General features: G+C 73.2%; 16 protein-coding genes. 9 read left to right on the top strand and 7 right to left on the bottom strand.

What is annotated here, in order from left to right; genetic code table 11:
- The 4 genes from IE94_RS0104835 to IE94_RS0104820 all read left to right on the top strand — a co-directional run bounded on the left by IE94_RS0104835 (window position 1) and on the right by IE94_RS0104820 (window position 6,664).
- Complete coding sequence (locus IE94_RS0104835) at window positions 1-888, top strand: ABC transporter permease (RefSeq protein WP_030178593.1); 888 nt, start codon at window positions 1-3, stop codon at window positions 886-888.
- Window positions 885-1,895 (top strand): ABC transporter ATP-binding protein, encoded by a 1,011-nt coding sequence (locus IE94_RS0104830; protein ID WP_030178587.1) that lies wholly within the window; start codon window positions 885-887, stop codon window positions 1,893-1,895. Before IE94_RS0104835 ends, IE94_RS0104830 begins: the two co-directional genes overlap by 4 nt.
- The gene (locus IE94_RS0104825; protein ID WP_051777259.1) at window positions 1,888-2,601 is read left to right on the top strand and encodes an ABC transporter ATP-binding protein; all 714 of its coding nucleotides are present in this window, start codon (window positions 1,888-1,890) and stop codon (window positions 2,599-2,601) included. The genes IE94_RS0104830 and IE94_RS0104825 overlap by 8 nt, the downstream gene beginning before the upstream one ends.
- A 139-nt stretch (window positions 2,602-2,740) precedes the next feature.
- Window positions 2,741-6,664 carry a glycoside hydrolase family 2 TIM barrel-domain containing protein gene (locus IE94_RS0104820; RefSeq protein ID WP_030178573.1) on the top strand — a complete coding sequence of 1,308 codons (3,924 nt, stop codon included), beginning with the start codon at window positions 2,741-2,743 and terminating at the stop codon, window positions 6,662-6,664.
- A gap of 21 nt (window positions 6,665-6,685) precedes the next feature.
- Here the strand turns inward: IE94_RS0104820 and IE94_RS0104815 are convergent, their stop codons facing one another.
- A complete protein-coding gene (locus IE94_RS0104815) occupies window positions 6,686-7,048 on the bottom strand; it encodes an ArsR/SmtB family transcription factor (RefSeq protein ID WP_030178571.1) in 363 nt (120 codons plus the stop codon).
- Between the two features lie 84 nt (window positions 7,049-7,132).
- On the opposite strand from IE94_RS0104815, the gene IE94_RS0104810 reads away from it, so the two are divergent.
- The 4 genes from IE94_RS0104810 to IE94_RS0104795 all read left to right on the top strand — a co-directional run bounded on the left by IE94_RS0104810 (window position 7,133) and on the right by IE94_RS0104795 (window position 12,196).
- Window positions 7,133-9,049: a heavy metal translocating P-type ATPase gene (locus tag IE94_RS0104810; protein WP_209441034.1), complete on the top strand. Its 1,917-nt coding sequence runs from the start codon at window positions 7,133-7,135 to the stop codon at window positions 9,047-9,049.
- 91 nt (window positions 9,050-9,140) lie between these two features.
- Complete coding sequence (locus IE94_RS0104805; RefSeq protein WP_030178569.1) at window positions 9,141-10,613, top strand: AlkA N-terminal domain-containing protein; 1,473 nt, start codon at window positions 9,141-9,143, stop codon at window positions 10,611-10,613.
- A gap of 38 nt (window positions 10,614-10,651) precedes the next feature.
- Entirely contained in the window at window positions 10,652-11,146 is a 495-nt protein-coding gene (locus IE94_RS0104800) for a methylated-DNA--[protein]-cysteine S-methyltransferase (RefSeq protein WP_030178561.1), read from the top strand.
- 180 nt (window positions 11,147-11,326) lie between these two features.
- Window positions 11,327-12,196 carry an LLM class flavin-dependent oxidoreductase gene (locus IE94_RS0104795; protein WP_030178559.1) on the top strand — a complete coding sequence of 290 codons (870 nt, stop codon included), beginning with the start codon at window positions 11,327-11,329 and terminating at the stop codon, window positions 12,194-12,196.
- A 55-nt stretch (window positions 12,197-12,251) separates the two neighbouring features.
- Here the strand turns inward: IE94_RS0104795 and IE94_RS0104790 are convergent, their stop codons facing one another.
- A complete protein-coding gene (locus IE94_RS0104790; protein ID WP_030178557.1) occupies window positions 12,252-12,977 on the bottom strand; it encodes a Sir2 family NAD-dependent protein deacetylase in 726 nt (241 codons plus the stop codon).
- A 42-nt stretch (window positions 12,978-13,019) separates the two neighbouring features.
- Window positions 13,020-13,514 (bottom strand): NUDIX domain-containing protein, encoded by a 495-nt coding sequence (locus IE94_RS0104785; protein WP_030178555.1) that lies wholly within the window; start codon window positions 13,512-13,514, stop codon window positions 13,020-13,022.
- Between the two features lie 184 nt (window positions 13,515-13,698).
- Between IE94_RS0104785 and IE94_RS0104780 the strand changes: the two genes are divergently transcribed.
- Window positions 13,699-14,841: a glycerate kinase gene (locus tag IE94_RS0104780; protein ID WP_030178553.1), complete on the top strand. Its 1,143-nt coding sequence runs from the start codon at window positions 13,699-13,701 to the stop codon at window positions 14,839-14,841.
- Between the two features lie 264 nt (window positions 14,842-15,105).
- Here the strand turns inward: IE94_RS0104780 and pssA are convergent, their stop codons facing one another.
- From pssA to IE94_RS0104760, 4 genes are all read right to left on the bottom strand, one after another.
- Window positions 15,106-15,924 carry a CDP-diacylglycerol--serine O-phosphatidyltransferase gene (gene pssA, locus IE94_RS0104775; protein ID WP_030178550.1) on the bottom strand — a complete coding sequence of 273 codons (819 nt, stop codon included), beginning with the start codon at window positions 15,922-15,924 and terminating at the stop codon, window positions 15,106-15,108.
- Window positions 15,925-15,946: 22 nt separating this feature from the next.
- Window positions 15,947-16,603 (bottom strand): phosphatidylserine decarboxylase, encoded by a 657-nt coding sequence (locus IE94_RS0104770; protein ID WP_030178549.1) that lies wholly within the window; start codon window positions 16,601-16,603, stop codon window positions 15,947-15,949.
- Window positions 16,604-16,773: 170 nt separating this feature from the next.
- Window positions 16,774-17,979: an acyl-CoA dehydrogenase family protein gene (locus IE94_RS0104765; protein WP_030178547.1), complete on the bottom strand. Its 1,206-nt coding sequence runs from the start codon at window positions 17,977-17,979 to the stop codon at window positions 16,774-16,776.
- Between the two features lie 5 nt (window positions 17,980-17,984).
- Window positions 17,985-18,497, bottom strand: coding sequence for a MaoC family dehydratase (locus IE94_RS0104760; RefSeq protein WP_030178545.1), 513 nt, complete (start codon window positions 18,495-18,497; stop codon window positions 17,985-17,987).
- Between the last annotated feature and the right edge of the window lie 5 nt (window positions 18,498-18,502).

Here is an 18,502-nt window from a genome sequence, read left to right as displayed (position 1 = left end):
ATGGCTGACCTCGCCGCCGGGAGGACCGGCACCGTATGGCGCTCCCGGGGCGGCGAGGGCCGCTCCACCCGCACCCTGCGCCTGCGCACCAGTGCCGTGCTGCTGACCGCGACCGTGCTCGCCGTGCTGCTCGTGCCGCCGCTGGTGCGGCTCGACCAGCAGGCCGTCGACCTGGCCGCCAAGCTGGAGGCTCCCGGCTGGGACCACCCGTTCGGCACCGACGACGTCGGGCGCGACCTGCTGCTGCGCTGCGTGTACGGCCTGCGCGTCTCCCTGCTCGTCGGGGTGGCGGCCGCGCTGACCGCGACCGTCGTCGGCACCGCCGTGGGCGCCACCGCCGGGGCGCTCGGCGGCTGGGTCGACCGGGGCGTCATGCGGGTCGTCGACGCCCTCTCCTCCGTGCCCCACCTGCTGATGGGCGTCTTCATCGTCGCGATGTTCCGGCCGGGGGTCTGGCCGGTGGTCGCCTCCGTCGCCCTCACCCACTGGCTGTCCACCGCCCGCATCGTCCGCGCCGAGGTGCTGTCCCTGCGCGCCCGTCCGCACATCGACGCGGCCGTCTCCGGCGGCGCGTCCCGGTGGCGGGTGACGGTGCGGCACCTGCTGCCCGGTGTGCTGCCGCAGGCCGCGACGGCCGCCGTACTGATGGTGCCGCACGCCATGTGGCACGAGTCGGCGCTGTCCTTCCTCGGCCTCGGACTGCCCACCCACACCGCGAGCCTCGGCAATCTGATCCAGGAAGCCCGCGGTTCGCTGCTCGCCGGGCAGTGGTGGCCGACCCTCTTCCCCGGACTGTTCATCATCGTGCCCACCCTCGCCGTCGCCGGGCTCGCGGGTGCCTGGCGGGAGCGGATCAACCCCCGTCGCCGATCGGAGCTGATGCTGTGACCGGGCGAGCCCCCGTGCTGTCGGTACGCGGTCTGTCGGTGCGCTTCCTCATGCCGGGCGGGCGCCGTGTCGCCGCCGTGACCGACGCCCACTTCGACGTGAGGGCAGGCGAGTGCCTGGCCCTGATCGGCGAGAGCGGCTGCGGCAAGTCCGTCCTCGCCTCCGCCCTGCTGGGACTGCTGCCCGGCAACGCGCAGACCGCGGGCCGCGCGCTCCTCGGCGACCTGGACCTGCTCGCCGCCGACGAGCGGACCCTCGCCCGCACGGTGCGGGGCCGACTGATCGGCCTCGTCCCGCAGAGCCCGGCCGCCCACCTCACCCCGGTCCGCACCATCCGGGCGCACCTGGAGGAGACGGTCGCCCAACTCACCGGGGCCCGCCGCACACGCGGGGCTTTGCGCCCGGCCGCGGAGGCCGCCGCGGAGCGCGCCGCGTTCCCCGTGGACCACCTCGACCACCACCCGCACCAACTCTCCGGCGGCCTCGCCCAGCGCGCCGCCACCGCCCTGGCCCTGGTCGGCGACGCCCCCCTGCTGCTCGCCGACGAGCCGACCACCGGACTCGACCGGGACCTGGTGGACCGCACGGTGGACGAACTGCGGCGGCATGTCCACCAGCCCGAGGGAGGGGGTGCCCGGTCCGGCGGCGGCCGCGCCCGCGCCCTGCTGATGATCACCCACGACCTGGCCGCCGCCGAGCGGATCGCCGACCGCATCGCCGTGATGTACGCCGCGCGCATCGTCGAACTCGCCGACGCCGCCGCGTTCTTCGGCGCCCCCGGCCCGCGCCACCCCTACAGCCGCGGCCTGCTCGACGCGCTGCCCGACCGTGCCTTCGCGCCCGTCCCAGGCCTGCCGCCCGAACTCGGCGCCCTCCCCGACGGCTGCGCCTTCGCCGCCCGCTGCGACCGGGCGACCGACGCCTGCGCCGTCCTGCCCCCGCTGCGCGCCCACGTGGCCTGCCACCATCCGCACGCCGCGCTCACGGAGGCGGCCGACCGTGCTTGACCTGCGCTCCGTCACCGCCGGATACGACAAGAGGGCGCCCGTGTTCCGGGACGTCTCCCTGTCCGTGGCCCCGGGGGAGGCCGTCGGGCTGCTCGGTCCCAGCGGCTGCGGCAAGTCCACCCTCGCCCGCGTCGCCGCCCTGCTGCACCGGCCCGACGCCGGCACGCTGCACCTCGACGGCACCCCCGTACGGCACTGGCGGCACCGCGCGCCGCGGGAACAGCGCACCGCCTTCGGCGTCGTCTTCCAGCAGGCCCGCCTCTCCGCGGACCCCCGCCTCCGCCTGGCCGACCTGATCGCCGAGCCGCTGCGCGCCACCGGCCGACGGGAGGGGGCCGCCGGCCGGGTGGCCGAACTGGCCGCCACCGTGGGGCTCACCGCCGACCTGCTGACCAGACGCCCGCACGAGGTCAGCGACGGCCAGCTGCAACGCGCCTGCCTCGCCCGTGCCCTGGTGCTGCGCCCGCGCTGGCTGGTGTGCGACGAGATGACGGCCATGCTCGACGCCTCGACCACCGCCGCACTGGTCCGGGTCGTGGAGGACTACCGGGCCGCGACCGGAGCGGGACTGCTGGCCGTCGGCCACGACCGCGTCCTGCTGGACCGCTGGTGCGAGCGCACCGTCGACTGGGCGGCCCTGACGGCGCCGACGACCCCGGCGCCGACCTGTCCACCAGGAACGAACAAAGTCCGACGGGGTAATTGATTCGGTTGTGTTCGGGTCCTAGGGTGACCCGTGACCCAGTAGTCGCCGCGTCACCGGCAGTTGCGATCCGCCCCGGCGGCAACTGCTCCCACAGCACCGTGCGTTGAGCCGCCCCCGAAGCCCACGGAAGGCCACGGTCATGCCGCACTCGCCCGTGTCACCCGCCCAGCCCCCGGCCGGTCCGCCGAGCCGCCCCCGCCCGGTCGTCAGCCGCCGCCGTCTCCTGGAGGGCGGTGCCGCCGTCCTCGGTGCCCTCGCCCTCTCCGCCTCGCCCCCGACGGCGCGGGCGGCGGCACGGCGGGCGGCGGCCGACGGGCCCCCGGAGTGGAACGACTTCGGTGTCTTCCGGCTCGGCGCCCAGCCCCCGCACACCACGCTCACGCCCTACGCGGACGTCGAGCAGGCGCTCGCCGGCGACCGTGCCCGCTCGCCCTACCGGCTGAGCCTGGACGGCACCTGGAAGTTCGCCTACGCCGACCGCCCCGAGGACCGGGACGCCGACTTCCACCGCACCGACGTGGACGACGGGGACTGGGAGACCGTCCCGGTCCCCTCCGTGTGGCAGCTGCACGGCCACGACTTCCCCATCTACCTGAACATCACCTACCCGTACTGGGGCCCCAACAGCCTCGGCGAGGAGCCGCGCCCGCCCGCCGCGCCGACCCGCTACAACCCGGTCGGCCAGTACCGGCGCACCTTCACCGTCCCCCGCGACTGGCAGGGCCGCCGCACCTTCCTGCACTTCGAGGGCGTCAAGTCGGCGCACTACGTGTGGATCAACGGCGAACTGGTCGGCTACGACGAGGACTCCTACACGCCCTCCGAGTACGACGTCACCGACCACCTCAAGCCGGGCACCAACCAGATCGCCGTGGAGGTCTACCGCTACTCCGACGGCGACTGGATGGAGGACCAGGACATGATCCGGGTGAGCGGCATCTTCCGCTCGGTCCACCTCTACTCCACCCCGGCCGTGCACCTGCGCGACTTCAAGCTGGACACCCCGCTCGACGACTCCTACACCGGCGCCGAACTGGCCGTCACCGCGAGCGTGCGGGCGTACGGCGGGGGCGGCACCGGGCGCTACACCGTAGAGGCCCAGCTCTACGACGCGCGCGGCCACGCCGTCTGGTCCAGGCCGCTGGAGCAGCCCGTCGACGTCGGTGCGGCCCGCGCCGGTGAGGACGTCACCGTACGGGCCGCGAAGGCCGTACCGAAGCCCCGGCTCTGGTCCGCCGAACACCCCAACCTCTACACGGCCGTCCTGCGCCTGCGGGACCCCGGCGGCAAGGTCACGGAGACCCTGTCCCACCGGGTCGGCTTCCGTGAGTTCGCGCTCAAGGACGGCCTGATGCGCATCAACGGCGAGCCGGTGTCCTTCCGCGGCACCAACCGCCACGAGATGCACCCCGCCCGCGGCACCGCGCTCACCCGCGAGGACATGGTCGAGGACATCAGGATCATCAAGCGGATGAACATCAACAGCGTCCGCACCTCGCACTACCCCAACAACCCGTACTGGCTGGAACTGGCCGACGAGTACGGCCTCTACCTCGTCGACGAGACCAACCTGGAAACCCACGGAATCCGCGACCAGTACCCCGGCGACCACCCCGACTGGACCGCCGCCTGCGTGGCCCGCGCCCAGAACATGGTGCACCGCGACAAGAACCACGCCTCGGTCGTCATCTGGTCGCTGGGCAACGAGGCCGGCGGCGGCTCCACCTTCACCGCCATGCACGACTGGATCCGCTCCTGCGACGACACCCGCGTCATCCAGTACGAGGGCGACGACCGCCCCGGCGTCAGCGACATCCGCTCGGAGATGTACGACAGCCCGCAGCGCGTCGAGCAGCGCGCGAAGGACACCTCCGACACCCGGCCGTACGTCATGATCGAGTACGCCCACTCGATGGGGAACTCCACCGGCAACTTCAAGAAGTACTGGGACATCGTGCGCCGCTACGACGTCCTCCAGGGCGGCTGGATCTGGGACTTCGTGGACCAGTCCCTCTACACGCCCGTCCCCGCCCGCACCCTGCTCACCGAGGCCGGGCCCGCCGGGCTGCGCGGCGAGATCCTCGCCACCCGCGGCACCCTCGACCGCGACAAGGGCCTGTCCGGCAACACCGTCTTCGAGCGCCACGACAGCCTCGACCTCACCGGCTCGCTGACCCTGGAGGCCTGGGTCACCCCGCACGTGACGGGCTACCACCAGCCGATCCTCGCCAAGGGCGACACCCAGTACGCGCTCAAGCAGAACGGCCGGACCCTGGAGTTCTTCATCCACTCCGCGGGCCAGTGGATCACCGCGAACTGGACCGTGCCGGAGGACTGGACCGGCCGCGAGCACCACCTCGCGGGTGTCTTCGACGCGGACGCCGGGACCCTGACCCTGTACGTCGACGGCGTCGAACGGGCCACCCGCACCACCGACCGGCGCCCCAGCAGCAACACCGCGCCCCTCGCGCTCGCCACCGACGCCGACAACCAGGTACGGGAGTTCAGCGGCACCGTGCGCCGCGCCCGCGTCTACGCCCGCGCCCTCGGCGCCGCCGAACTGGCCTCGGAGAGCCGCGGACCCGGCGACGACGGCGTGCGGTTCTGGTTCGACGCCGCCACCGTGCGGACCGAGCAGAAGCGGCCCGCGCAGAAGACGTTCCTCGCCTACGGCGGCGACTGGGGCGACAACCCCAACGACGGCGCCTTCGTCGCGGACGGCATCATCACCGCCGACCGCGGCCACACCGGCAAGGCAGCCGAGGTCAAGCGCGTCTACCAGGCCATCAACGCCGCCCCCACCACCGGCGGCGGCCCCGGCGCCGTCACCCTCACCAACGAGTACCTGTTCACCCACCTCCGCGAGTTCGACGGCCGCTGGGAACTCGTCGCCGACGGCGAGGTCGTACGGCGCGGGAAGCTGACCCGCGAGCAGCTGGACGTGGCCCCGCGGTCGAGCAGGGACATCACCGTCCCCGTAGCGCTGCCGGACCGCCCCGCCCCGGGCACCGAGTACTTCCTCCACCTCTCCTTCACCACCAAGGAGCCCACCCCGTGGGCGAAGGCCGGTTTCGAGGTGGCCCGGCAGCAGCTCCCCGTCGAGACCGGCGCGCCCGCCGTCACGCCGGCCCGACTGGCGAGCGTCCCGGCGTTGCGCCACGAGGACCGCGCCCAGGACGTCCGGGTCACCGGCAAGGGCTTCGCGGTCACCGTCGACAAGCGCACCGGCACCATCACCTCCTACGAGGCGAAGGGCACCCGGCTGATCACCTCCGGGCCCGTGCCCAACTTCTGGCGCGCCCCCACCGACAACGACAAGGGCAACGGCCAGCACACCCGCAACCAGACCTGGCGCGACGCGGGCGCCCGCCGCAAGGTCACCGGCGTCGCCGTGCGCGCGCTCGGCGACCGGGCCGTCGAGATCGAGGTCACCGGCACACTCCCCACCTCGGTGGAGTCCACGTACACCGCCACCTACACGGTGTTCGGCAACGGCGAGATCAAGGTCGACAACACCCTGCACCCGGGGGCCGCGACCCTGCCCTACATCCCCGAGGTCGGCACGATGCTGTTCCTGCCGGGCCGCCTGGACCGCGTGCACTGGTACGGCCGGGGACCCGAGGAGAACCACTGGGACCGCAACGACGGCACGGACGTCGGCCTCTACTCCGGGACCGTCGCCGAGCAGTGGACCCCGTACATCCGCCCGCAGGAGAACGGCAACAAGACCGACGTCCGCTGGATCGCCCTGACCGACCGCCACGGCGTGGGCCTGCTCGCCTCCGGTGAACCCCTGCTGGAGGCCAACGCCTCGTACTTCACGCCCGAGGACCTGTCGGCCGGCGTGCGGCACGACTACCAGCTCACCCCGAGGGACGAGGTCGTCCTGCGCCTGAACCACCGTCAGATGGGCGTCGGCGGCGACAACAGCTGGGGTGCGCACACCCACGACGAGTTCAAGCTCTTCGCCGACCGGGACTACGCGTACACCTACCGGCTGCGTCCTCTGACCGACGTCCGCGACGCGGCGCGGGTCTCACGGCGGCCGACGGCGACGCAGTAGCGCAGCGGGGGAGCGGCGCCGTCAGCCGGCGGCGTCGCTGAGCCCCAGCCGCAGGTGCTCCACGTGGTAGACAGCCTGGTCGAGCAGCCCGGCGACATGGTCGTCGTGCAGGGCGTACACCACCGAACGGCCACGGCGCTCGCCGACCACCAGACCGAGGTTGCGCAGCAGCCGCAACTGGTGCGAGCAGGCCGACTGCTCCATGCCGACCTCCGCCGCCAACTCGGTGGCGGGCAGCGGGCCTTCGCGCAGCCGGGCGAGGATCAGCAGCCGGGACGGGGTGGACAGGGCCTGGAGCGTCGTGGCGACCTTCGCGACGTTGTCCGCGTCCAGGCGCACCCGCTCGGCGGCGTCCTGCGCGGTGGTGGCGGCTCCGTGACCCATGCGCCCATCTTACGCACCGCCCCGGAGGAGCCCCGGGAACACATGAACGGATGAACGAATGAATGAGTCTTCATGTGTTCCTGTATGGTGGGGCGCGTGTCCACCACCCTCGCCCCCGCTCCGCAGACCGCGCCCACCGCGACGGCGCCGCCCCGCCGCCGCACCCGCGTCCTCGCCCTGCCCGAGGCCCGCTGGGCGCTCGTGTCGCTCCTCGCCTTCCTCGCGGCCCTGCCCCTCGACCTCGTCGGCTCCGCCCCCGCCTGGACGTACGGCCCGCTGTACGCGCTCGCCTACGCCGCCGGCGGCTGGGAGCCCGCCCTGGAAGGGCTGCGGGCGCTGCGCGGGAAGACCCTGGACGTCGACCTGCTGATGATCGTCGCGGCGCTCGGCGCGGCAGCCATCGGGCAGGTGCTCGACGGCGCCCTGCTGATCGTCATCTTCGCCACCTCCGGCGCCCTGGAGGCCCTGGCCACCGCCCGCACCGCCGACTCCGTGCGCGGCCTGCTCGACCTCGCGCCCACCACCGCGACCCGGGTCGCCGACGGCGGCGAGGAGACCGTCCCCACCGCCGACCTCGCCGTCGGCGACCTGGTGCTGGTCCGGCCGGGGGAGCGGATCGGCGCCGACGGCGCGGTCGTCGAGGGCACCGGAGAGGTCGACCAGGCCACCATCACCGGCGAGTCCCTGCCCGTCCTCAAGCGCCCCGGCGACGAGGTCTTCGCCGGCACCCTCAACGGCACCGGCGCGCTGCGCGTCCGGGTCGGGCGCGACCCGGCCGACTCGGTCATCGCCCGGATCGTCACCCTGGTCGAGGAGGCGTCCCGCACCAAGGCCCCCACCCAGCTGTTCATCGAGAAGATCGAGCAGCGCTACTCGGTCGGCGTGGTCGTCGCCACCCTCGCGGTCTTCGGCATCCCCCTCGCCTTCGGCGCCGACCTCACGGACGCCCTGCCGCGCGCCATGACCTTCATGATCGTCGCCTCGCCGTGCGCGGTCGTCCTCGCGACCATGCCGCCGCTGCTCTCGGCCATCGCCAACGCCGGCCGGCACGGCGTCCTGGTCAAGTCGGCCCTCGCCATGGAACGCCTCGGCGAGATCGACTCCGCGGCCCTCGACAAGACCGGCACCCTCACCGAGGGCACCCCCGAGGTGACCGCCGTACGCCCCACCGCCGACTCCGGGCTGGACGCGGACGCCCTGCTCGCCCTCGCCGCCGCGGCCGAGCACCCCAGCGAGCACCCGCTGGCCCGCGCGATCGTGGCCGCCGCCCGCGCCCGGGGGCTGCGCCTCGCGACCGTGGACGACTTCACGGCGGCGCCCGGCCGCGGGGTGACGGCCGTGATCGACGGCAGCACCGTGCGGGTCGGCCGCGCGGACACCCCCGAGGGCGCCGAGACCACCGTCGGCGTCACCCGCGACGGCACCCTCCTCGGCACCCTCGCCCTCACCGACCGCCTCCGCGCCGACGCGGCCCGGGCCACCACCCGGCTCACCGCCCTCACCGGCACCGCCCCCACCCTGCTCACCGGCGACCACGAGGCCGCCGCCGCCCGCGTGGCCGACGCCACCGGCATCACCGACGTCCGCGCCGGACTGCTGCCCGAGGACAAGGTCGAGGCCGTACGGGAGCGGGAGCGGGCCGGCCGCAAGGTCCTCTTCGTCGGCGACGGCGTCAACGACGCTCCCGCGCTGGCCGCCGCGCACGCCGGGATCGCCATGGGCGGGGCCGGTTCCGACCTGGCCCTGGAGACCGCCGACGCGGTGGTCGTGCGCGACGAGCTGACGGCCGTACCCGCCGTGGTGGACCTCTCCCGGCGGGCCCGCCGACTGGTCGTGCAGAACCTGGCCGTCGCCGGGGTCTTCATCACCGTCCTCGTCCTGTGGGACCTCGTCGGCCACCTCCCGCTGCCGCTCGGTGTCGCGGGCCACGAGGGCTCGACCGTGCTGGTCGGCCTGAACGGCCTGCGGCTGCTGCGCGAGTCGGCATGGCGCCCGGAGTGATCCGCGCGGCCCCAGCACCGGGCACGTCCATGTCGGATTCCCGCCAGCCTCGGCCCGGCCGGTGGACCATCCTGGACGCATGCAGACGGGAATGCACACCGACACCGAGCGCTGCGTGCGCGCCGTCCAGTCGAAGGACGCGAGGTTCGACGGCTGGTTCTTCACGGCCGTCCTGACGACCCGCATCTACTGCCGGCCCAGCTGCCCGGTGGTGCCCCCCAAGCCCGGGAACATGACCTTCTACCCGAGCGCGGCGGCCTGCCAGCAGGCCGGGTTCCGGGCGTGCAAGCGCTGCCGCCCGGACACCAGCCCCGGCTCGCCCGAGTGGAACCAGCGCGCCGACCTCACGGCCCGCGCCATGCGCCTGATCGCCGACGGCGTGGTGGACCGCGAGGGCGTACCCGGCCTCGCCGCCCGCCTCGGCTACAGCACCCGCCAGGTCGAACGCCAGCTCCTGGCCGAACTGGGCGCGGGCCCCCTCGCGCTCGCCCGCGCCCAGCGCGCCCAGACCGCCCGGCTGCTGATCGAGACCACCCCCCTGCCGATGGCGGACATCGCCTTCGCGGCCGGCTTCTCCTCCGTGCGCACCTTCAACGACACGGTCCGCGAGGTCTACGCCCTCTCCCCGAGCGACCTGCGCACCCGTGCCCCCAGGAGCCGCCCGGCCCCCACCACCCCCGGCGCCCTGTCGCTCCGCCTCCCCTTCCGCGCCCCGCTCAACCCCGACAACCTGTTCGGCCACCTCGCCGCCACCGCCGTACCCGGTGTGGAGGAGTGGCGGGACGGCGCCTACCGGCGCACCCTGCGCCTCCCCTACGGGCACGGCATCGTGACCCTCACCCCGAGGCCCGACCACATCGCCTGCCGCCTCACCCTCAGCGACCTTCGCGACCTGACGGTCGCCATCAGCCGCTGCCGGCGCCTGCTCGACCTGGACGCCGACCCGACGGCGATCGACGACCAGCTGCGCGCCGACCCGCTGCTCGCCCCGCTCGTCGACAAGGCCCCCGGCAGGCGGGTGCCCCGCACCGTGGACGAGGCGGAGTTCGCCGTACGGGCCGTGCTCGGCCAGCAGGTCTCCACCGCCGCCGCCCGCACCCACGCCGCCCGCCTGGTCACCGCACACGGCGATCCGGTGGACGACCCCGAGGGCGGCCTCACCCACCTCTTCCCGTCCACCGGGGCACTGGCGGCGGTGGACCCGGAGACCTTGGCCGTGCCGCGCACCCGCCGCACCACCTTCACCACCCTGGTCGCCCACCTGGCCGACGGCTCGGTCAACCTGGGCGTCGAGAGCGACTGGGCCGAGACCCGCGCCCGGCTCCTCGCCCTCCCCGGCTTCGGCCCCTGGACCGCCGACGTCATCGCCATGCGCGCCCTCGGCGACCCCGACGCCTTCCTCCCCACCGACCTGGGCATCCGCCGCGCCGCGGGCGAACTGGGCCTGCCCTCCACCCCGGCCGCGCTCACCGCCCGCGCGGCGGCCTGGCGCCCCTGGCGGGCCTACGCCGTCCAGTACCTGTGGGCGACCGACGACCACCCCATCAACTTCCTGCCCGTATAAGCCCGTTCGAGCCCGTTCGAGGAGCCGGAGCGAAACCCGTGAAACAGCACACCGTGATCGACAGCCCCTACGGCGCACTCACCCTCGTCGCCGAGGACGGCGCCCTGTGCGGCCTCTACATGACCGACCAGCGCCACCGCCCGCCGGAGGAGACCTTCGGCGAGCGCGACGAACGCCCCTTCGCCGAGACCGAGGAGCAGCTGGAGGCCTACTTCACCGGCGAACTGAAGGACTTCACCCTCGGCCTGCGCCTGAACGGCACCCCGTTCCAGCGCACGGTCTGGACACAGCTCCGGAAGATCCCGTACGGCGAGACCCGCACCTACGGCGAACTCGCCGCCGCCCTCGGCAACCCGGCGGCCTCGCGCGCGGTGGGCCTCGCCAACGGCCGCAACCCGATCGGCATCATCGTCCCCTGCCACCGCGTCGTCGGCGCCGGCGGCGACCTCACCGGCTACGGCGGCGGCCTGGAGCGCAAGCGGCGGCTGCTTGACCTCGAACGGGGTGCGGGGGGACCCGAGCCGTTGTTCTAGACACCGGTCCGCGGCGAAAGCGCGGTGCCCGCGCGCCGCGGGCCCGTTACGCTCACCGGACTTCGAAGAGCACGCTCTCCCGAACGATGCCGCAGACGGGGAGCAGGCCCGCGCACAGCGGCCCGGAGCCACGGAGGGGCGGCGCCACTGTTTCGGCACGCCCTCCGGAGGACCCCACCCATGCGTTCCACGCATCCCCCGCACATCGGCCTCGGCCTTCCCGTCGACGACCCCGCCCTGCTGCCGAGCTGGGCACGGCGGGCCGACGCGCTCCCCTTCAGCACGCTCGGCCTGCTCGACCGGCTCGTCTTCGACAACCCCGAACCCCTGATCACCCTCGCGGCCCTCGCCGGCGCCACCTCCCGCGTCCGCCTGCAGACCGAGGTGCTGATCGCCCCCGTCCACAACACCGCGCTGCTCGCCAAGCAGACGGCGACCCTCGACCGGCTCTCGGGCGGCCGTTTCACGCTCGGCATCGGGGTCGGCGGGCGGGCCGACGACTGCCTCGCCGCCGGCATCGACCCGCGCCGCCGGGGCCGCCGCCTCGACGAGCAGATGACCCTCCTGCGCCGCACCTGGAACGGCGAGCCCTACGGCCTCGACATCGGCCCCGTCGGGCCCCGCCCCGCGACTCCCGGCGGACCCCGGGTGCTGTTCGGCGGCTTCGCCCCGGCCGCCCTGGAACGGGTCGGCCGCTTCGGCGACGGCTTCCTCGGCGCCGCGCTGCCGGCCGCGCACATGTCCGGCCTGTTCCGCCAGGTCGAGGCGGTCTGGCGGAAGTACGACCGCCCGGGCCGGCCGCACCTGGTCGCCCAGTCGAGCGTCGCCCTCGGCCCCGCCGCCACGGTGGAACGGGCCCGGCGGAACCTGCGCGACTACTACGCCTTCACCGGACGCGCCGAGTACATGACCAGGGGCCTGCTCACCGGCGCACGGGAGATCCGCGCCGCCGTCGACGCCTTCAGGGACATCGGAGCCGACGAGGTCGTGCTCTACTGCTGGTCCTCGGACCCCGACCAGATCGACCGCCTCGCCGACACCCTGTTCTGACCGGCCTTGCGGCCGTCCCCGCGATCCCCGCGACCGGCCTCGCGGCCGTCGCCGCTCAGCCCAGGCGGCGCAGCAGCTCGGGCAGGGCGGTGCCGATCGGCTCCCGGACCACCTCGTCGGCCAGGTCGTCGTAGGGCGTCGGCTCGGCGTTGACGACGACCAGCCGCGCCCCGTGCTCGACGGCGACACCGGCCAGCCCGGCGGCGGGCTCCACCTGGAGACTGGTGCCTACGGCGACGAACACCTGGCACGCCTTGCTGATGGCGGCCGCCTCGCCCAGCACCACCGGGTCGAGGCGCTCGCCGAACATCACGGTCGCCGGCTTCAGGATGCCGCCGCACTCCAGGCACGGCGGATCGTCCTCCCCGGCCTCGATCCGGGCGAGGGCGTCCGCCATCGGCCCCCGCGCCCCGCAGCCGGTGCACAGGTAGGCGCGGGCGGTGCCGTGCAGTTCGAGGACCTTGCGGGCGGAGACCCCGGCGAGCTGGTGCAGACCGTCCACGTTCTGCGTGAGCACCCGGACCGGCACCCCGCGCCGCTCCAGCTCGGCCACCGCACGGTGCGCCACGTTCGGTTCGGCGTGCAGCGCCGCGCTGTCGCGCCGCATCAGCCAGGAACGCCGCCGGATCTCCGGATCGCCCATGTAGTACGCGTACGTGACGAGCTTCTCGGCCTCCGGGTCGCGCCGCCACAGCCCGCCTGGACCGCGGTAGTCGGGGATGCCGGAGTCGGTGGAGACGCCGGCACCGCTGAGGAGGGCGACGAGGGGCTTGCGGGTCATGCGGCCGAGGGTAGGGCGGCCGGTGCGCCGGCGGCGAACGGTTTACCGGTCCACCCGCACGCCGTTCTCCAGCTCGGCCGCACCCGAGCCGTCCGCCAGCACGTCCAGCGCGGCCAGCACCCGGCCGTGCAGGGAACCCGGCAGGTGGTCGCCGAGTTCCTCGCGCGGCACCAGCCGCCAGGACAGCAGCTCGTCCTCCGGCAGCCGGATCGCCTTGAGATCGTCCTCCGACAGGACCCCGCCGTCGTACAGGTACGCCACGATCGGCGGCCGGCCCGCCCCGCTCGACCAGTCCACCGCGAGCAGCCGGCCGATCCGCACGTCGAGGCCGATCTCCTCCAGGGTCTCCCGCCACGCGCCCTGCCGCGGGGTCTCCCCGGCGTCGGACTCGACGGTCCCGCCCGGCAGCGTCCACCCCTCCCGGTAGTCGGGCTCGACGAGCAGCACACGTCCACCGGCGTCCCGGAAGACCGCGGCGGCACCGGCGAGGACACGGGGCAGACCGGCGATGTAGGTGGCGTAGTCAGCAGTGGTCATCCCGAAAGCGTAGCGAGCCCGCACCCGGTCCCGGGGCGCTCCCGGGGCGGGCGCACGGCCGGTTCCAGGGTGTGGGCAGGGCATGACGGCACGGGCGTCCTCCGGTTAGGGTCGCAGCGGCGCGACTGCCTTGACGTGCGCAAGGCTCGAAGAGCAAGGGGAGAGCAAGGTGGCTGACGCTGCTGTGGACGGGACCCGCCGGGTACTCGTCGCCGCGGACAAGTTCAAGGGCTCGCTGACGGCCGTCGAGGTCGCCGAGCGGGTCACGGCCGGACTGCGCCGCGTCGTGCCGGACGTCCGGGTCGAGGCGCTGCCCGTCGCCGACGGCGGCGACGGCACGGTGGCCGCCGCGGTCGCGGCCGGGTTCGAGCGCCGGGAGGTACGGGTCGCCGGCCCCCTCGGCGACGAGGTGACGGCGGCCTACGCGCTGCGCGAGGGCACCGCGGTGGTGGAGATGGCGGAGGCCAGCGGCCTCCAGCGGCTTCCCGAAGGCGTCCTCGCACCGCTGACCGCGTCCACGTACGGCTCGGGCGAGCTGCTGCGGGCCGCGCTGGACGCGGGCGCGCGGACGATCGTCTTCGGGGTCGGCGGCAGCGCCACCACGGACGGCGGCGCCGGGATGCTGGCCGCGCTGGGCGCGCGGTTCCTGGACGGGGACGGGCAGCCGGTCGCGCCGGGCGGGGGCGGCCTCGCCGCTCTGGCCTCGGCCGACCTGTCGGGCCTCGACCCCCGCCTGCCCGACGTGGAACTGGTGCTCGCCAGCGACGTCGACAATCCGCTGACCGGGCCGAAGGGCGCCCCGGCGGTCTACGGGCCGCAGAAGGGCGCCTCGCCGGACGACGTGAGGGCCCTGGACGCGGCCCTCGGGCACCTCGCGAAGGTGCTGGAGCGGACGGAGGGCGTGGGCGCGCGTGCCGCCGGGTTCGCCGCGTCGCCGGGCGCGGGCGCGGCGGGCGGCATCGGGTTCGGGGCGATGCTGCTGGGGGCGCGGTTCCGGCCCGGCATCGAGGTGATGCTGGACGTGCTCGGCTTCGCGCCGGCGCTGGAGCGGGCGGAGCTGGTGATCACCGGGGAGGGCTCGCTGGACGAGCAGACCCTGCACGGGAAGGCACCGGCGGGCGTGGCGGCGGCGGCCCGGGCCGCGGGCAAGGAGGTCGTCGCGGTGTGCGGGCGCCTTGCGCTGCCGGCGGAGGTGCTGGGGCGGGCCGGGATCCGGCGGGCGTATCCGCTGACGGATGTCGAGCCGGACGTCGCGAAGTGCATCGCGGATGCCGGGCCCATCCTGGAGCGGGTGGCGGAGGCCATCGCGCGGGACTTCGTCGCGTAGGGGAGTCTCGCCCCCGCCGCCCCTTCCCGTTCCCGACCCTGGGGGCACTGCCCCCAGACCCCCGTTTCGGCCCTGAACGGGCCTCGTCCTCAAACGCCGGACGGGCTGGATGGCTCGCCTCTTTCCCGACCGCGTCGGGTGGTGGGGGGCATAGGCCGGGCGTCTGGGGGCGGAGCCCCCAGGGACGCCGACACCGGCGCCGGGCGTGGAAAAGCGGAGGGCCCCGAACCCAACCCGGGTCCGGGGCCCACCGACATTCACACATCACGGCAACTGCGCGGCCCGCGCCTCCCGCCGATTGTCACGGAAGTTGTTCACCCTGCGAGCCGTGGCGAACAGCGGAATCACCGCCCCCATCACCAGCTGAAGCGCACACCCCGTCTGCAGCAGCAGCTGCCCGCTCGGCGCGTCGAACGCCCAGCCGGCCAGCAGCCCCATCGACAGGACGATCCACGACAGCATCGCCACCGCGAGCCGCCCCCGCGGCTTCGGGTACTCGACCCGGCTCACCATCAGCCAGGCCGTGCCCAGGATCGCCAGCAGCGTCGCCACGAACGGCAGCTCCAGCAGCACGATCGACACCACCGTCAGCGCGCCGAACGGCGACGGCATGCCCTGGAACGTGCCGTCCTTGACCGTGACGCAGGAGAACCGCGCAAGCCGCAGCACCACCGCCAGCAGCACCACGATCGCCCCCACCGCCGCCACCCGCTGGTAGGCGTCGTCCGCGACCATGCCGTAGACGAGGACGAAGTACGCCGGCGCGAGGCCGAAGCTGATCAGGTCGGAGAGGTTGTCCAGCTCCGCGCCCATGGGCGAGGACCGCAGCTTGCGGGCGACCAGACCGTCGAACAGGTCGAAGATCGCCGCGCACAGCATCAGGATGACCGCGGTGGCCGCGCTGTGCCGGGCCATGCCCGACTCGTCGCTGCCCATGAGGTGGGGGATGAGGATGCCGGTGGTGGTGAAGTACACCGCCATGAAACCGCACGTGGCGTTGCCGAGCGTGAGCGTGTCGGCTATCGACAGGCGGAGCGAGAGCGGCATCTCCTCCTCGTCGTCCACCTCGTCGGCCTCCGGCACCCATCCGGCCTGGGTCTGTGGATCAATCACGGTCAATGCGAGTCACCCCAGCCACCGTCTTCTGACCCACCTCGACCGCGACCTCGACACCCTCCGGCAGGTACAGGTCGACCCGGGAGCCGAAGCGGATCAGACCGACCCGCTCGCCCTGCTCGACCTTGGTGCCCTGCGGCACGTACGGGACGATGCGGCGGGCCACCGCGCCGGCGATCTGGATCATCTCGATGTCGCCGAGCTCGGTGTCGAAGTGCCACACGACGCGCTCGTTGTTCTCGCTCTCCTTGTTGAAAGCGGGAACGAAGCCGCCCGGCACGTGCTCGACCGACGTTACCGTGCCGGACAGCGGCGCCCGGTTGACGTGGACGTTGAGCGGGCTCATGAAGATCGCGACGCGGGTGCGGCCGTCCTTCCACGGCATGATGCTCTGCACCACGCCGTCGGCGGGCGAGACGACCCGGCCCTGGGTGATCTCGCGCTCGGGGTCGCGGAAGAACCACAGCATCCCCGCCGCGAGCGCGGTGGCGGGGACGGCGACGGCCTTGGCGGCGCCGGAGCGGCGGGCACGCAGGAGGCTGACGGCTGCGGTGGCGACGGTCGGCAGAAGCCACGGCGAGGCTCCGCGCGCGAGGCGTACGCCGGCGAGGCTGTCGCGAGGTGCAGAGGTTTGGCTGTGGGGCATGGATGACCTTCGTAGCGGATGATGCCGCGCTATGACGGGGGACGGCGGCTTTCCGGCGATCGTAGCGGCTTCCCGCCGCAACTGGGTAAGCCAGGAAGCCGAGTCGGCGGCCGAACACTGCCTACGGGGTGTGACCTTCTTCTCCAAGAAAACACCCCGTATCCGGACATCTAACCCTGGAATCGATACTCTTCGAGCAGTCGGCGGCCGATGATCATTTTCTGGATCTCGGCGGTGCCTTCGCCGATGAGCAGCATCGGCGCCTCGCGGTAGAGGCGCTCGATCTCGTACTCCTTGGAGAAGCCGTACCCGCCGTGGATCCGGAAGGCGTCCTCCACGACCTCTTTGCAGTACTCGGACGCGAGGTACTTGGCCATCCCCGCTTCCAGGTCGTTTCGTTCGCCCGAATCCTTTTTGCGTGCAGCGTTGACCATCATCGCATGCGCCGCCTCCACCTTGGTAGCCATCTCCGCGAGCTTGAACTGGATGGCCTGGTGCCGGGCGATCTGCTTGCCGAAAGTGTGGCGCTGCTGGGCGTACCGGACACCGAGCTCGAAGGCACGCTGAGCGACGCCGCAGCCACGGGCCGCCACATTGACGCGGCCGACCTCGACGCCGTCCATCATTTGGTAAAAACCTCGGCCGGTGACGCCGCCCAGCACCCGATTGGCCGGAATGCGCAGGCCGTCCATGATGAGCTCGGTGGTGTCGACGCCCTTGTAGCCCATCTTGTCGATCTTGCCGGGGATGGTCAGTCCCGGGCGGACCTCGCCGAAGCCCGGCTCCTTCTCCACCAGGAAGGTCGTCATCGACTTGTGCGGGGCGGTGCCCTCGGGGTGACCCTCGTCACTCTTGACCAGTACGGCCACCAGCGACGACGTGCCGCCGTTGGTCAGCCACATCTTCTGGCCGTTCAGGACGTACTCCTCGCCGTCCTTCACCGCCTTCGAGGAGATCGCCGAGACGTCGGAGCCCAGGGCCGGCTCGGACATCGAGAAGGCGCCCCGGATGTCGCCCGCGGCCATGCGGGGCAGGAAGTGGTCCTTCTGCTCCTGCGTGCCGTGCTGCTTGAGCATGTACGCCACGATGAAGTGCGTGTTGATGATGCCGGACACCGACATCCAGCCGCGGGCGATCTCCTCCACGCACAGGGCGTAGGTCAGCAGCGACTCGCCCAGCCCCCCGTACTCCTCCGGGATCATCAGGCCGAACAGGCCGAGTTCCCTCAGCCCGTCCACGATGTCCTGCGGGTACTCGTCGCGGTGCTCCAGCCCGGTGGCGACCGGGATGATCTCCTTGTCCACGAAGTCCCGGACCGTGGAGAGGATCTCCCGCTGGACGTCCGTGAGGCCGTGGGTCTGGGCGAGACGGCTCATCTTGTCTACTTCCCCTGTTCCTTCAGCTCGGGGCGGCCCGGCTGCTCGCCGCCGCGCTCCTTGACGTACGTCTCGGTCGGCACCATCACCTTGCGGCGGAAGACGCAGACGAGGGTGCCGTCCTGCTTGTAGCCCTTGGTCTCGACGTGGACGATGCCGCGGTCGTTCTTCGACTTCGAGGGCCACTTGTCGAGCACGGTGGTCTGGCCGTAGATCGTGTCGCCGTGGAAGGTCGGCGCCACGTGCTTGAGCGACTCGATCTCCAGGTTGGCGATCGCCTTGCCGGAGACGTCCGGGACGGACATGCCGAGCAGGAGCGAGTAGACGTAGTTGCCCACCACCACGTTCTTGCCGAAGTCCGTCGTCTTCTCGGCGTAGTTGCTATCCATGTGGAGCGGGTGGTGGTTCATGGTGAGGAGGCAGAACAGGTGGTCGTCGTACTCCGTGACCGTCTTCCCGGGCCAGTGCTTGTACGTCGCCCCGACCTCGAACTCCTCGTAGGTGCGTCCGAACTGCATCGCCC

Origin of the sequence: Streptomyces violaceorubidus (assembly GCF_000717995.1) — a bacterium.
GTDB lineage: Bacteria > Actinomycetota > Actinomycetes > Streptomycetales > Streptomycetaceae > Streptomyces > Streptomyces violaceorubidus.
The sequence above is the reverse complement of the archived record's forward strand: the minus strand, read 5'-3'. Positions and strand labels throughout refer to the sequence as shown.